This is a genomic window from Giesbergeria anulus (genome assembly GCF_900111115.1).
Classification (GTDB): Bacteria; Pseudomonadota; Gammaproteobacteria; order Burkholderiales; family Burkholderiaceae_C; genus Simplicispira; species Simplicispira anulus.
The window spans coordinates 257,739-273,864 of the sequence record NZ_FOGD01000002.1 but is presented as its reverse complement, the minus strand read 5'-3'; the positions used below and the strand labels follow the sequence as shown (position 1 = coordinate 273,864).

Below are 16,126 nucleotides of genomic sequence, written 5' to 3'. Positions count from 1 at the left end.
GCGATTTGTTTTATGAGTCGCATAAATATAAAACCACTAAAACTAACGAGGATTCCATTCAATTGCATAGGGCTTCATTTTTTCTTTTTTCTCTAAATCAATTTCCCCTTTGCTAGAGAATTGATATACCCATATTCCTTTTTTAATATTCCCATTGCTTGCATCTAATGCTTCGCCAATATTTATGGTATTTTGAAAATTTTCAGCATTGAGCTTGTATTGTCCAAATCCTAGGTATGTGTCTGCTTGTCCCCACTTCATTACCTTATTAGCAAATTCCGATGCTAATTCTTTGAGGCCTTCGGACTGATTTAATAATTTTGTTAGTTCAGTTTTCTGCTGTCCGCTTACGCCTGTTGCAATCAGATCGCCTTGAGGATTAAGGGTGAATCCAAAGTCAAGTTTGGCTAAATTTGGCGCGACTCTTTGCAAAGATGACTTAAATTCTTTGTAAGCCTTATCCATAGAATTAAATGTTGAATTTACGTCAATGGCTTTCTGTTTTTCACGAATATCTTTATCCATCCATGGGGATGGAGATCGCGGGTCTATCGATAATTGTAAATGCACATACGTATTATCTTTTGGCACTTCATTTTGCCGCTGGCGATAAATAACCGATGCACTGGCTGTCAGTTCCTCCATCGACGTAGAACTGCTGCTTACTTCTGGTTTGGCCGCTTGGCTGGTGGCTCCCGCCTGAATCACACGGGCGCGCAAGGCTTCGCTGGTGAGGGAGGTGGTCAATTGGGCTGCTCGTATGATAGTCATAACAACCTTTCTATAAGAATTTGAGGTATATATCGGCTTTATCGTAGGTTTTTTGAGCGTAGAGAGCTGTAACTCTATGTCACTTCTGCAACATTAAAAGCGGTAATAGAACCACAGCACCCATAGGCGCTGAAGAACAGTAGGCTGTTACGATGCTTAAAAAGTGCTATTTCAGACGTGAGGGCGTTGCCTTGATCTCCGCAAAATTCTTGCTGGCCACTGGCCTGCTCCTTACCTCGCTGGGCGCACAGGCGCTCCAGATCACCAGCCTGTCGCCCCAAGGCGAAGTGGCCCGCGTACGCCAGTTGGTAGCCAAGTTTGATGGTGCCGCCGTGCGCTTTGGCGACCCGCAGGCCCCAGCGCCGCTGGAGGTGCGCTGTAGCGATGCCCAAGCCAGCCAAGGCACGGGGCGTTGGACGAGCGAGCGCGAATGGGTGTTTGACTTTGCCCGCGATTTGCCCCCCGGCGTGCGCTGCACCGTGCAAGGCAAGCCGGGGTTTCAATCCCCGAGCAACAGCGCCTTGAGTGGCACCACCCGCTACCAGTTCAACACCGGCGGGCCTTTTGTGCAGCAGGTTTGGCCCTCCAGTTGGCAACCGATTGACGAAGAACAGTTTTTTATCCTGCAACTCAATGGCCCGGCCACGGCAGCTAGTGTGCAAGCCAATGTCTGGTGCGCCACCGAAGGGCTGGGCGAGCGCATACCGGTGCGCTTGATCGATAGCAAGGAGCGTAGCGCCCTGCTAGATGCCCACGGCCTGCGCCAACAGGCCGCCACTGAGGCACTATCGGTGGTCACGCTGGCCTGCAACCGACGCCTGACGCCATCTTCCAAGGTGCAATTGGTGTGGGGGGAAGGCGTAGCTACCCCCAGCGGCATTGCCAACCATGTCGAAAAGCGCTTCGCTTTCACCGTGCGGGCACCGTTTCAAGCCGAATTCCATTGCGAGCGCGAAAACGCCCAAGCCGCTTGCTTGCCGATCCGGCCCATGTCGCTCTCGTTCAATGCCCCGGTGCCCGCCAAGCTAGCTAGCGCTATCCGGCTCAAATCCAAAAACGAAAGCGTGGCCCCCCAGCCACTAGAGGGAGAACTGGTAGAGCAAATCCAGTTTGCCCCGCCACTGGCCGAAGACACCCGCTTTGCCGTCGAACTGCCCAAGCAGTTTGTCGACGCAGCGGGCCGCACCTTGGTCAATGCAGCCAGCTTTCCGCTGCAAGTGGCTACGGCAGGCAGGCCGCCACTGGCCAAGTTTGCGGCTGCGCCGTTTGGCATTGTTGAGCGGTTTGCCGAAGGCCCGAACGGCCCAGCGCTGCTGCCCGTCACGCTGCGCAATGTGGAGGCCAATTTGCGTATCCAAGGCTTGCCCACGGGGGCGGCCCCGCAAGGCAAGGTCAGTACCTTGCAGCCCGGCAGTGATGCCGACATCATTGCTTGGTACCGCAAGGTGCAGCACTACGACAGCTTTATCGTTGACCGTAGCCAAGCCCGCCAAGATGTGAAAGGCCCGCTGCCGCAAGTGATTAACCCCGATGACCAAGCCTATGTGCAGTCGCGGATGCTCTCGCTGTTGGCTGGGCAGCCGGGCGTGAAAACCCTCGACTTGCCCCAGCCTGCCAGTGGCGACCCGCGCCCGTTTGAGGTGGTGGGTATTCCGCTCACACCGGGCTTTCATGTGGTGGAGATTGCCTCATCCCGGCTGGGGGCCTCGCTGCTGGATGAGCGCCACGGCGCGGGCCGCACCATGATTGTGCGCACCTCGGCGCTGGTGACCAACTTGGGCGTGCATTTCAAGTTGGGCCGCGAAAACGCTTTGGCGTGGGTTACTACCTTAGACAAGGGTAAAGCGGTGGCCGATGCCAAGGTGCAAGTGTCTGACTGTCACGGCAAGTTGCTCGCCAGCGGCACCACCGATGCCCAAGGGCGGGCTTTGTTTGACAAGCTTCTCCCAGAGGCTCCCGGTTGTTATAACGAATACGGCGGGGCACATGGCTATTTTGTCAGTGCGCGCAGCCAAGGGGCCGATGGCGTGCAGGATATGGCCTTTACGTGGAGCGAGTGGCAGCGCGGCATTGAGCCTTGGCGCTTTAACCTACCCACCAGTAACAACGTCCAACCGGACGAGCGCGCCCACACCATTTTTGACCGCACCTTGTTGCGTGCCGGTGAAACGGTGTCGATGAAGCACTTGATCCGCACTGAGACCAGCAAGGGCTTTGGTCTTCCGGCGCAATGGCCCGATACCCTCATCATCACCCACAGCGGCAGCGGCCAGCAATTTACCCAGCCACTGGCTTGGCGCAAAACCGCTACCGGCGGGCGTAGTGCGCAAAGCAGCTTTGCTATTCCACCCGCCGCCAAGCTGGGGCTGTATAGCGTGGAGCTGCGCAATAGCCGTGCCGAGGAACAGAGCTTCCATTCGGGCGAGTTTCGGGTGGAAGAATTTCGCCTGCCCGTGTTTGAAGGCCGCATTGGCCCGGCAGAAAAAAAACCACTGGTCAATGTGCGTTCGGTGCCCACCGATGTGCAAATCAACTATGTGGCCGGTGGTGCTGCTGCCAACCTGCCGGTGCGGGTCTCGGCCCAAGTGCGCCGCAAGGGCCTAGACTTTGCCGATTACGAGGGCTTTAGCTTTAGGGCACCCCGCCAGCGCCCACAAGGCCAGAGCAACGGCGAAGAAGAAGCTAGCGCCAGCCAAGACAACCGCGTGGTGGCTGATAAGCTACCCCTGACGCTCAACCGCCAAGGCGCGGGCCAAATCACCTTGGAGAAGCTGCCGCGCTCGGCCCAAGCCCAAGATTTGGTGCTCGAGGCCACCTATGCCGACCCCAATGGCGAGGTGCAAACCCTGCGCAGCACCCACACCCTTTGGCCTGCTGCGGTGGTGGCAGGTATCAAAACCGAGGGCTGGGTTTCGGCCAGCCAGAAGGCACAGTTTCAAGTGTTGGCCCTGACCCCAGAGGGCAAACCAGCCGCCAATGTGCCGCTGCAAGTGCAGGCGATGGCCCGCATCACTACCACCAGCCGTAAGCGCATGGTGGGGGGCTTTTATAGCTACGACAGCCAAACCAGCACCAAGGATTTGGGCACTGTTTGCACTGGCAAGAGCGATGCCCGTGGCCTGCTGCTGTGCCAAACCCAAATGGCCGACCCCGGCGAGATCGAACTGATTGCCACCGCCCGCGATGCCGATGGCAACACCTTTGATGCTGCTGCCTCGGTGTGGGTCACGCGCCAAGGCGAACTCTGGTTTGGCGGTGAAAACCACGACCGCATCGAGCTGCTGCCAGAAAAGAAAAGCTACCAACCCGGCGAGACGGCGCGCTTTCAGGTGCGAATGCCGTTCCGCTTTGCCACTGCGCTGGTCAGCGTGGAGCGCGAAGGCATTTTGGACACCCAAGTGGTAGAACTCAACGGCCAAGACCCGACCGTGAGCCTCAAAATCCAAGAAGGCTGGGGGCCCAACGTGTATGTGAGCGTGCTGGCGCTGCGCGGGCGTTTGCAAGAAGTGCCTTGGTACAGCTTTTTTAGCTGGGGCTACAAGGCCCCGCGCCAGTGGTGGACAGCCTTTTGGTACGAAGGCCGCGAATATGTGGCCCCCAGCGCGCTGGTCGATTTGAGCAAACCTGCCTTCCGCTTGGGCGTGGCAGAAATCAAAGTGGGCACCAAAGGCCACCAACTGGATGTGAAGGTGGCAGCCGACAAAGACAGCTACCCGGTGCGTGGTAAAGCGCAAATCACCATCAGCGCCAAACTGCCCAACGGCCAGCCTGCGGCCCATGCCGAAGTGGCGCTGGCTGCCGTCGATCAGGCCCTGTTAGAGCTGATGCCCAACCACAGTTGGAACTTGCTGGAAGCCATGTTGCAACGGCGTAGTTGGGGGGTAGCCACCTCGACAGCACAAATGGAGCTTATTGGCCGACGCCACTATGGCCGCAAAGCCGTGCCTGCGGGCGGTGGTGGGGGTCGCAACCCGACGCGCGAATTGCTCGATACTTTGCTGTTGTGGAACCCAGCGGTGCAGCTTGATGCCAACGGCCAAGCCAAAGTCACGGTGCCTCTCAACGATGCCCTGACCAGCTTCAAAATTGTGGCTGTGGCTGATGCCGCTACCGGACTGTTTGGCACTGGCGCAACCCATATCCGCACGACACAAGATTTACAGATCATCAGCGGCCTGCCGCCACTGGTGCGCGAGGATGACCTGTTCCGCGCCCAAATCACGCTGCGCAACACCACCAAAGCGGTGATGCAGGTGGAAGTGACGCCTCGCGCCACCCTGATCGACCTCAAACCGCAAACGGTAGAGATTCCTGCCGGAGAAGCCCGCGAAGTGGCTTGGGACGTCAAAGCCCCGGCACCGCTGGGCCAGACGCGCATACAAGCCATTTTGTGGGAGATCGAGGCCAAAGACAGCCGCAGCGGCGCTCGCGATGCCCTGAAGGTGAGCCAGCGCATTGTGCCTGCGGTGCCTTTGTCGGTGCAGCAGGCCACCTTGGTGCAGATTGACGGCAACTACAGCCTGCCCGTCAGCCCGCCAGCCGAGGCTGTGCCCGGACGCGGCGGCCTGAAAATGGCGCTGCAACCCAAGCTGGCCGAGGGCCTGCCCGGTGTGCGCGACTGGTGGGCCAACTACCCCTTTGCCTGCTTGGAGCAAAAAACCAGCAAATCCATTGGCTTGCGCGATGCCAAACTCTGGCAAACCGTGGTGGCCCAACTGCCCACCTACTTGGACAGTGATGGCTTGGCCAACTACTTTCCGCCGCACAGCAGCGAGGCCAACCACGGCAGCGACACCCTGACCGCCTATTTGCTGGCAGCTACCCATGAGGCGGCCCGTATCAACCCGGCTTTTGCCTTGCCCGATGAGGCCCGCGCCCCAATGGAGCGTGGCCTGATTGCCTTTGTGGAGGGGCGCATTGAACGCAGCTTCTGGAGCCCACGCAAAGACTTGGATATGCGCAAGCTGGCCGCCATTGAGGCACTATCGCGCTACGGCAAGGCCACGCCCAAGATGCTGACCAGCATCACCATTGCGCCCAACCAGTGGCCTACGCATGCCGTGATCGACTGGATCAATGTGTTGCAACGCCTGAGCACGATGCCCGAACGCGACAAGCGTCTGGAAGAAGCCATGCAAATTGTGCGTGGCCGCCTGAGCTACCAAGGCACCAAGCTGCTGTTTAGCACCGAGCAAGATGACTACTGGTGGTGGCTGATGCAAAACGGTGATGTCAACACGGCCCGGCTGATGCTGACGGTGATGGACGACCCCGGCTGGAAAGAGGACATGGGCCGCTTGGCCAATGGCTTTATCCAGCGCCAACAAAACGGCGCTTGGCACACCACCACCGCCAACCTGTGGGGCGGCTTGGCGCTGGAGCGCTTCTCACAAAAATTTGAGGCTACTCCAGTGGCAGGCACGACGCGCGCCACGCTGGGCAGCCAGAGCGCACAGGTCGATTGGGCCAAGGTAGAGCGTATCCAGTCCACCGACGCCAGCGGTGCGGCGCACCAAAGTGTTTGGTTTGGTGCCCCGGCAGCCCCCGGCATGTTGCGCGGCAACGGCATGTTCCTGCCTTGGGCCAAGGCTGCTGACAAATCCCCGCTGGCCGTGACGCACCAAGGCAGTGGCAAACCGTGGCTGACCTTGCAATCGGTAGCGGCTCTTCAGCGCAAAGCCCCTTTTGCGGCGGGCTACAGCCTGCAAAAGACCATCACCCCGGTAGAACAGGCCAACAAGCACTTGCCCCCCGGCCAGTACACCCGGGGCGATGTGCTGCGCATCAGTCTAGAGGTGACGGCCAGCGCCGACATGACTTGGGTAGCCATGACCGACCCGATTCCCGGTGGTGCCACCATTTTGGGCAGCGGCTTAGGGCGCGATTCGGAACTGGCCACCCAAGGCGAGAAACGCAGCGGCTCCGGCTGGGCGGCATTTGAAGAGCGCAGCTTTGAGGCCTTCCGCAGCTACTACCAATACCTGCCCAAAGGCACCGTAAAAATGGAATACACCGTGCGCCTGAACAATGCTGGTGACTTTGCCTTGCCCCCCAGCCGGGTAGAAGCCATGTATGCCCCAGAGATGTTTGGCGAGTACCCCAATGCACGGGTGCAGGTGAATCTCTCCAACCCGTCTGGAAAGTAAAGTGCCATGCCCAGCAGCCGTGGGTACCGATGGCTTTGGCGGCTAGGTAAAACTGCGCTGGGGCTGGTGGCGGCGCTGGTGTTATTGCTGGCTTACGCCACTTATGCCGAACGCCAAGCAGAGCAGCGGGCGCAGGCGTTTTGCCGCCCGCTGGCCCTAGGGATGGACAGTACCCACTTGGCAGAAGAGGCTATCGGGCAAGGGGCCGATCAGCGCCAGACACGCTGGTTTCGGCAAGAGCAGGGCGATGACCAGCTCTATGCCACCTTTACTGGGATGTCGCCGTTTTCGCGGTACATCTGCCGCATCACGGCACGACAAGGGCGGTTGGTTTCAGCGGAGCTGACTTACCTTGACTGAGCCTATCCAGCACGCCTTCTTTCTGCCCCGGCAAACTGCTGCTACAATTTACGCTTCGGCACACAGGAGAGGTGGCAGAGTGGTCGAATGTACCTGACTCGAAATCAGGCGTAGGGGCGACCCTACCGAGGGTTCGAATCCCTCCCTCTCCGCCAATAGATACAAAGGCTTGCTACTATGAATTTAGTAGCAAGCCTTTTTTGGTTTTTGGGTTCATGTAGCCACCATGTAGCCAGCGGTACATGGTTTTTGTACCCCAATCGACTGGGCAGCACGACCAACATGGTCAACCTATCGGCCCGAACTTCACCCAAACCGAAGGAATGAAGTCACCGGCTTGGAGATAGATAACATGGCCCTCAAGCTCAAAAAATGCCTGTAAGAGCCGCCGCACATCACTGGGGTTGTGCCTACAAATTGAAATCTGGCCAAATCAAACTCAACGACGACACCAGAAGCTCCAAGTAAGAACAGTCCACCGTATTCAGGAATCGCCTATGCAGAACACACAACACCAAAACCTAGTCGGTTTCATCTGGAACATCGCTAACAAGCTGCGCGGCCCCTATCGTCCGCCGCAGTACCGTCGTGTGATGCTGCCGCTGATTGTTTTACGCCGCTTTGATCTGGTGCTCGCTGAGAACAAGCAAAAAGTGTTGGACGAAAAGAAGCGTTTGGAAGACAAAGGCATCACCGGCCCTGCGCTGGAAAAGGCGTTGTCCCGCATCGCTGCCACCGACCGCAAGCAAGAGCTGTTCAATACCAGTGGCTTCACGTTTGAAAAATTGCTGGGCGACGCGCCCAACATCGCGGGCAACTTGATTGCCTACATTCAGGGCTTCTCGCCGCGTGCCCGTGACATCTTCGACAAGTTCGAATTTGAAACTGAGATTGCCAAGCTGGACGAAGCGAACCGGCTGTACCTGATCATCAAAGAGTTCTGTTCTGGAGACATCAATCTTTCTCCCAATGCCATCAGCAATTTGCAGATGGGCTACCTGTTCGAAGAGCTCGTGCGCAAGTTTAACGAGCAAGCCAACGAAGAGGCCGGGGATCACTTCACCCCGCGAGAAGTCATTCGCCTGATGGTGCAGTTGCTGTTTACCGGCGAAGATGGCATCTACGAAAAAGGCATTTACCGCAGCGTGTATGACCCCACAGCAGGCACTGGTGGGATGTTGTCTGAATCGGAAAAGTTCATCTGCGGTGATGGATTCACCACCGGGTTGAACCCGGATGCGAACATCGAGCTGTTCGGTCAGGAATACAACCCTGAGTCCTACGCCATTTGCTGTTCTGATCTGTTGATCAAGGATGAGCCGATCAACAACCTGATCTATGGCGATACCTTGGGCATCAAAGACGCGAAGAACAAGACCAACGGCTTTGTGCCGTACGATGGTCACCTAGGCAAAAAATTTCATTACATGCTGGCCAACCCACCCTTTGGCGTGGAGTGGAAGCCGGAAGAAGACTTTGTTCGTGAAGAGTACGAAGACCAAGGCTTCTATGGCCGTTTTGGTGCAGGCTTGCCACGCATCAACGATGGCTCGCTGCTCTTTTTGCAGCACATGATCTCCAAGATGCACCAGCCGCCCAAGCTGGTCGATGGCAAGAACCTTGGTGGCGATGGCTCCAAAATTGCCGTTGTGTTCAATGGCTCGCCGCTGTTCACGGGTGATGCAGGATCGGGGGAGTCCAATATCCGCCGCTGGATTATTGAACGTGACATGCTGGATGCAGTTGTCGCTTTGCCAGACCAGATGTTTTACAACACGGGCATTTATACCTACGTCTGGATTGTTACGAACAAGAAGCCCGAGCATCGCCAAGGCCAAGTGCTGCTGATTGACGGCACGCGCCATTTCAAGAAAATGGACAAAAGCTTGGGCAACAAGCGTAACGAACTCTCGGATGAGCACATCAAAGAACTGGTGCGCCTGTATGCCGAGCATGAACACGATGCAACCAGCGAAGTATTGGTGGATGGAAAGCCTGAACGCCGGGTGTGCAGCAAGATTTTTCAGAACCGCGAGTTTGGCTTCCTCAAGCTCACGGTGGAACGTCCGATGCGCTTGAACTTTCAAGCCAGTGCCGAACGCATTGCCAAGCTGGGCCAACAAAGCGCGTTTGTGAATTTGGCTACCAGCAAAAAGCGCAGGGACGATACCGCCTACCAAGCGGAAATCGCAGCGGGCAAAGCAACACAGGCGGCAATCAAGGCCGCCTTGCAAGGTATGGACAGTGAAACGCTGTACCGCAATCGTCCTGCTTTTGAGGCCGTGCTGGAAGCGGCCCTGAAAAAGGTACCCAGCAAGGTTCCTGCACCCGTGAAGAAGGCCATCTTAGCGGCACTGTCTGAACGCGACCCCAAGGCCGACATTTGTCGGGATGCCAAAGGCAATCCGGAACCTGATCCTGATCTGCGTGATACCGAAATAGTGGCCCTGCCCAAAGACATTACCCTACCGCTACCGCTGGGCTATGACAACGAAACCGGCCACGATAAGTTGTTGGCGTTGGTGAAAGACTATTGCGAAGCCTACCTCAAAGCTGAAGTCCTGCCGCATGTGTCGGATGCTTGGATAGACCATAGCAAAACCAAGGTGGGTTACGAAATTCCGCTGACCCGGCATTTTTATGTGTACCAACCGCCGCGCCCGCTGGAAGAGATTGCAAGCGAGATCAGTCAGCTAGAAAAAGACATCATAGCGATGTTGAGTGAGGTGGTGTGATGGAAAACTATCCGGCCTACAGAAAATACAAGCAGACTCGTTGCGCTTGGCTAAAGGAAATTCCAGAACACTGGGACTTCAAACGCCTGAAAAATGTGGCCACCCATAATGATGAGACTCTTGATGAAAGAGCCGATCCCGACTTGGAAATCAAGTACGTCGATATTTCAAGTGTGTCATTGGTAAATGGGATCGAAAAAATAGAAGCGATGCCTTTCGAGAAGTCTCCATCCCGTGCTAGACGCAAGGTAAAAGATGGAGATATTATTGTTTCGACTGTTCGTACTTATCTCAAGGCAATTGCCCCTGTTTGCGAACCTCCGGAAAATATGGTCGTTTCAACCGGCTTTGCGGTTGTTCGACCAAAAGAAAACTTGTTCTCTGGATTTGCTGGATACCTACTTCAGTCCAATGGATTTGTTGGCGATGTGGTGGCTAATTCGGTAGGGGTCAGTTACCCGGCCATCAATGCAAGTGACCTTGCTCGAATTCCGGTCATAGAGCCACCACTGGAAGAACAAAAAGCCATCGCCCGTTTCCTCGATTTCAAAACTGCACAAATCGATGCCCTGATCGCCAAGAAAAAAGCACTGCTCGACAAGCTGGCCGAAAAGCGCACGGCGCTTATCAGCCATGCCGTCACCAAGGGGCTTGATTCATCGGTGCCGATGAAGGATTCGAAGGCAGCTTGGCTCGGCCATATTCCAAGGCACTGGGAAGCAAAGCGCCTGAAATTTGTCATCAGTGAACCACTTAAATATGGCGCGAATGAGGCCGCAGAGTTAACTGACCCTGAATTACCAAGATACATTCGAATTACTGACGTCAATGATGACGGCTCGCTTCGAGAGGACACGTTTCGTTCTTTACCTCAAGAGATCGCGGATGATTACTTACTTTCCGATGGGGATATTCTTCTAGCCCGTAGTGGTGCGACGGTGGGCAAGTCATTTATTTACAAGCCATCTTGGGGGATGGCAGCTTATGCAGGTTATCTCATCCGCGCAAGGATGTCAGATGCAATGAATCCAGATTTTGCATATCTTTTTCTCCAGTCAAGTTGTTACTGGCAATGGCTTAGTAGTGTATTCATCCAAGCCACAATTCAAAATGTGAGTGCTGAAAAATACGCAAATCTCGTCATCCCAGTTCCACCAATTAACGAGCAATTGTCAATTGTTTCCCGCTTGCTTGTTCAGCTAAAGAGCATTGATGTGCAGCGGGAGCGAGTTGGTCTAGTGATTGATCGCCTTATTGAGTACCGATCAGCTTTGATTACTAATGCCGTCACCGGAAAAATCGACGTGCGTGGCTTTCAAGTGCCCAGTGCATCTGCCGCGAAGGCACAGATCCAGGAAGAATTCGCATGACCGTAGACCGCGATCAGGCTTACTGGGCTGGACTGGTGCGCGAACTGTGCAAATTGCCTGCTGAAACATCATGGCTGGAGTTCAAGCACAACAATGACGAACCCGAAACTATCGGTGAATACCTTTCGGCGCTGTCCAATGCGGCGGCGCTTGATGGCAAGGCCAATGCTTATCTGATCTGGGGCATAGAAAACGACAGCCATGCCGTGCTAGGAACCACTTTCGCCCCGGCAAAGGCCCGCAAGGGCGGGGAAGAGTTGGAAAGCTGGCTGCTGCGCATGCTCAGCCCGCGCTTGCATTTCCGTTTTGTGCCCTTGCAGCTGGAAGACAAGCCAGTGGTATTGTTGGAAATTCCAGCGGCTTCGGGCAAGCCCACGCTGTTTGCTGGTAAAGAATGGGTGCGTGTAGGCAGCAACAAAAAGCCACTGAAGGACTATCCGGAACTGGAGCGTGAGCTGTGGCGGCGCTTTGATAGCACGCCCTTTGAGGTGCAGTTGGCGATAGACAATTTGTCAGGCTCTGATGCCTTGGCCTTGCTGGACTACCCCGCTTACTTCGACTTGCTAAAGCTGCCTTTACCCGAGGACAGAGCCGCCTTGTTGGCGCGGCTTGAGGAAGATCGTTTGTTGGTTCGAAATGCGGCGGCTCTTTGGGGTGTGACCAACCTAGGTGCCATTTTGTTTGCCAAGGATTTGCATCGATTTTGGGGATTGGCCCGCAAGGCGGTGCGCGTGGTCGTCTACGAAGGCAAGGGACGCATCAAAACGCTGCGTGAGCAGGAGGGCCGCAAAGGCTATGCCAGCGGATTTGCCGGGTTGATGGACTATGTCAACGCCTTGCTACCCCGCAATGAGGTCATCGGCAAAGCCTTGCGCCGTGAGGTGCCGATGTATCCCGATCTTGCGGTGCGTGAGCTGGTGGCCAACGCACTAATTCATCAGGATTTCTCTGTCACTGGTGCTGGCCCTATGGTGGAGGTGTTTGCTGACCGGATGGAAATCACCAACCCTGGACTGCCGCTGGTGAATACGCAACGATTTCTGGACAGTCCGCCGCGCTCACGCAACGAGCAGTTGGCATCGCTGATGCGGCGGGTCGGCATTTGCGAAGAGCGCGGTAGTGGTGTGGACAAGGTGGTTGCCGAAACTGAGTTCTACCAACTCCCCGCACCAAGCTTTGAAACGCCGGAAGGGTCAACCCGTGCGGTGCTGTTTGCACACACGGCCTACAAAGAGATGGACAGTCGCGACCGGGTTCGTGCGTGTTATCTGCATGCTTGCTTGCGCTATGTGCAACGCGACCCGATGACCAATGCCAGTCTGCGCGAACGGTTTGGGATTGCCGCCGAGAACAGTGCGATGGTGAGTCGGGTGATGAAGGAGGCGGTTGCGCAAGGGTTGGTCAAGCCGTTTGACCCAGACCAAGGACGGCGGCATGCCAAGTACGTGCCGTTCTGGGCCTGATGTTTCTTATTTGACCGCTATTTGATTGGGTACCGTCGGCTGCTCTTTGAAACTTTAAAAAACTCTTGTAAATCATGGACTTATAGATAATTTCTTTTTTGACTCTGAACGCATCGGTAAAGATGTTGAGGGTGAATGTGTCTCGCGATAGCCTCGGTACGGCATGGAAGGGATAGGTATGCACAAAGAAATCGACTTTGAAAACGACATTGAGCACGCGCTAATCAGTAGCGGTGGGTATGAAAAAGGTGATCCCAACACCTACGACCCGGAAACCGCGCTGTTTCCGGCAGATGTCGTCACCTTTGTGCAGAAGACCCAGCCCAAGATCTGGACGCGCCTGACCCAGCTTGATGCAGCCAAAGCACCCGCGATGCTGCTGGATAATTTGGTAAAGGAGCTTGCTGCCAAAGGAGCTTTAGCGATCTTGCGTGAGGGTTTCAAGTGCGTGGGCAAGACAGTGCGGCTGGCCTACTTTGCGCCCAATACCGGGCTAGATCCTGCGAGTACCAAGCGTTACGATCACAACCGCCTGACCATCGTGCGGCAGGTCAAGACCAAAAGCGGGGCCATTCCGGACATAGTGCTAGCTGTCAATGGCCTGCCCGTGGCCACATTGGAGCTAAAGAACCCAATGTCGGCCACGCGGTGGAACGTGGAGAACGCCAAGTACCAGTATCGCTTTGAGCGTGATCCCAAGGAGCTGCTGTTTGCCTTCAAGCAGCGTTGCCTAGTGCATTTTGCAGTGGATACCGAGTTGGTGTTCATGACGACTAGGCTGGAAGGCAAAGACACATTCTTTCTGCCCTTCAACTTGGGCCATGACCACGGCGCGGGCAACCCGCCAGCAGCGGGTGATGTGCGTACCACCTACCTTTGGCACAAGGTGTTGATCCGTGACAGCTTGATGGACATTTTGGCTCGGTTCATCCATCTGGACATCGAAGAAAAAACCATCGTTACCGAGAAGGGTATCAAGCGCCACCGCAAAGAGTCGATGATCTTCCCGCGCTACCACCAGCTAGACGCAGTACGGGCACTGACCGGCCACGCGCAGGCGTATGGTTCGGGACACAACTACTTGATCCAGCATTCTGCTGGTTCTGGAAAATCAAACTCTATTGCTTGGTTGGCGCACCGGCTATCCTGTCTGCACAACGCCAAAAATGACAAGATTTTTCATTCGGTGGTGGTTATCACTGACCGGCGTGTACTGGATCAACAGCTGCAAGACACGATCTTCCAGTTTGAGCACAAGCTCGGTGTGGTGCAGAAGATCGACGAAAACACACAGCAATTGGCGAAGGCGCTGGCCGATGGCGTGCCGATCATCATTTCCACCATCCAGAAGTTTCCTTTCATCACTCAAGCCATTCGCACGATGGAGGCCAACGGCAAAGCGGTCGCCATCTCGACAGCGGGCAAGCGTTTCGCAGTCATCGTGGATGAAGCGCACAGCTCGCAGAGCGGCGAAACAGCGATGGAGTTGCGCAAGATCCTGAATAAAGATGGTATTGAATCCGCTATTGCCGAGCAGTTGCTGGATATGGACGATGATGCCTTGAGCGAAGAGGCGAAGAAGGGGCTGTTGCGTGAACAGCTCAAGCGCGCCAAACAGCCCAATTTGAGTTTCTTTGCTTTTACGGCAACGCCCAAGTTCAAGACTCTGGCTGTTTTCAATGAGCCCGGCCCCGATGGTAAAGCGCCGTTCCACCACTACAGCATGCAGCAGGCCATTGATGAAGGCTTTATTCACGATGTGCTAAAGCACTACACCTGCTACAAGCGCTACTACCACCTAATCCAGCAGGTCGAGGAAGATCCAGAAGTGCCGCGCCGCAAAGCTGCCCGCGCACTCGCACGGTTCGTTGAGTTTCACGATTATGAGATCGCGCAGAAAGTCGAAGTGATCGTTGAACACTTCCGCACCCATACCCGCCACAAGATTGGTGGCCGGGCCAAAGCGATGATAGTGACTGGGTCGCGTGAACATGCTGTGCGCTATAAGCTGGGGTTCGACAAATACATCAAAGACAAGGCTTACACCGATGTGAAATCATTGGTGGCCTTCTCTGGCGAAATCACCCTCAAAGAGTTCGTTGACAAGAAGTTCACCGAAGTGGGCATGAACAACGGCATCAAGGAATCTGAGCTGCCGGAAAAGTTCAACACCGAGGAATACCAAGTCTTGCTGGTGGCTGACAAGTACCAGACCGGCTTTGACCAGCCACTGTTGCACAGCATGTACGTCGATAAGCATTTGTCCGGCATTCAGGCGGTGCAGACGCTGTCGCGCCTGAATCGCACGACACGCGGCAAAACGGACACTTTCGTCCTCGATTTTGTCAATGAGCCTGCAGACATCTACGCTGCCTTCAAACCCTATTACCAGAGGACAGAAAAGGGCGACGACACCGATCCACAACAGCTCAACACGCTGGCACATACACTGGCTGGTTGGAAGATTTACACCGAGGCAGAGATCAGCGATTGGTGCGAAATTTGGTTTCGCAATCGCCTGAACCCCACCGGTGGTGAGCACAAAAAATTGAATGGCCTGCTTGATCTGGCAATTGAACGATTCAAGAAGCTTGGGGAAGAAGATCAAAACCTGTTCAAAGGGCAGCTGGTCAGCTTCCGCAATCTATACAGCTTTGTTTCTCAGATCGTGCCTTATCAGGACTCCGATCATGAGAAGCTGTACACCTACGCCCGTTTCTTACTGACCAAGTTGCCGCGTACTTTGGACAACCGAACGGTGCGGGTCGATGATGAAGTCGAGCTCAAATACTACCGTCTGCAAAAAATCAGCGAGGGTGCAATTGATCTCAAGGCGGGCGAAGCGGATGCGCTTAAAGGCCCGACGGATGTGGGTACAGGCCAAGCTGATCAGGATGTGCAGCTTTCAACCTTGGTTGGCAAGCTCAATGAGCGCTTTGGAACTGAGTTCACCCCTGCCGATCAGCTCTTCTTTGATCAAATTCGTGAAACAGCCGTCGCCAATGAACAGCTGCGCCATGCCGTTATGGCCAACAGCATAGAAAACTTCGAGCCAGTATTCAACAAGCAGCTTGAAGACCTGTTCATTGAGCGCATGGATGGCAACGAAGAAATCTTCATGCGTTTGATGAACGACAACGATTTCAGAAATGTTGCTGCTAGTCACCTCATGCGTGCTGTGTACCAGCGGATTAGAACGACTGCCAAGAAAGACTGACTAAAGCAGTTATCGCGGGCCGCTTGGACAATTCACAGCAACGGATACCCTCGACACGCTCTGG

General features: G+C 55.3%; 7 protein-coding genes and 1 tRNA gene. 7 read left to right on the top strand and 1 reads right to left on the bottom strand.

Annotated elements, in window-relative coordinates:
- Nucleotides 1-42 precede the first annotated feature (42 nt).
- Nucleotides 43-747 (bottom strand): hypothetical protein, encoded by a 705-nt coding sequence (locus BMX55_RS05150; protein WP_143059578.1) that lies wholly within the window; start codon nt 745-747, stop codon nt 43-45.
- A 215-nt stretch (nt 748-962) separates the two neighbouring features.
- Between BMX55_RS05150 and BMX55_RS05145 the strand changes: the two genes are divergently transcribed.
- The 7 genes from BMX55_RS05145 (at nt 963) to BMX55_RS05115 (ending at nt 16,062) form a co-directional block, all read left to right on the top strand.
- Nucleotides 963-6,917: an alpha-2-macroglobulin family protein gene (locus tag BMX55_RS05145; protein WP_245751290.1), complete on the top strand. Its 5,955-nt coding sequence runs from the start codon at nt 963-965 to the stop codon at nt 6,915-6,917.
- A gap of 6 nt (nt 6,918-6,923) precedes the next feature.
- Nucleotides 6,924-7,277, top strand: coding sequence for a hypothetical protein (locus tag BMX55_RS05140; RefSeq protein WP_091453895.1), 354 nt, complete (start codon nt 6,924-6,926; stop codon nt 7,275-7,277).
- A 65-nt stretch (nt 7,278-7,342) separates the two neighbouring features.
- Nucleotides 7,343-7,432 (top strand) — tRNA-Ser (locus BMX55_RS05135).
- A 342-nt stretch (nt 7,433-7,774) separates the two neighbouring features.
- Nucleotides 7,775-10,012, top strand: a complete 2,238-nt coding sequence (locus BMX55_RS05130) for a type I restriction-modification system subunit M (protein ID WP_091453890.1) — start codon at nt 7,775-7,777, stop codon at nt 10,010-10,012.
- Entirely contained in the window at nt 10,012-11,382 is a 1,371-nt protein-coding gene (locus BMX55_RS05125; RefSeq protein WP_091453886.1) for a restriction endonuclease subunit S, read from the top strand. The genes BMX55_RS05130 and BMX55_RS05125 overlap by 1 nt, the downstream gene beginning before the upstream one ends.
- The gene (locus BMX55_RS05120; protein WP_091453881.1) at nt 11,379-12,845 is read left to right on the top strand and encodes an ATP-binding protein; all 1,467 of its coding nucleotides are present in this window, start codon (nt 11,379-11,381) and stop codon (nt 12,843-12,845) included. Before BMX55_RS05125 ends, BMX55_RS05120 begins: the two co-directional genes overlap by 4 nt.
- 178 nt (nt 12,846-13,023) lie before the next feature.
- On the top strand, nt 13,024-16,062 hold the full coding sequence (locus tag BMX55_RS05115; protein WP_091454853.1) for a type I restriction endonuclease subunit R: 3,039 nt from the start codon (nt 13,024-13,026) through the stop codon (nt 16,060-16,062).
- The last annotated feature ends 64 nt before the right edge of the window (nt 16,063-16,126 follow it).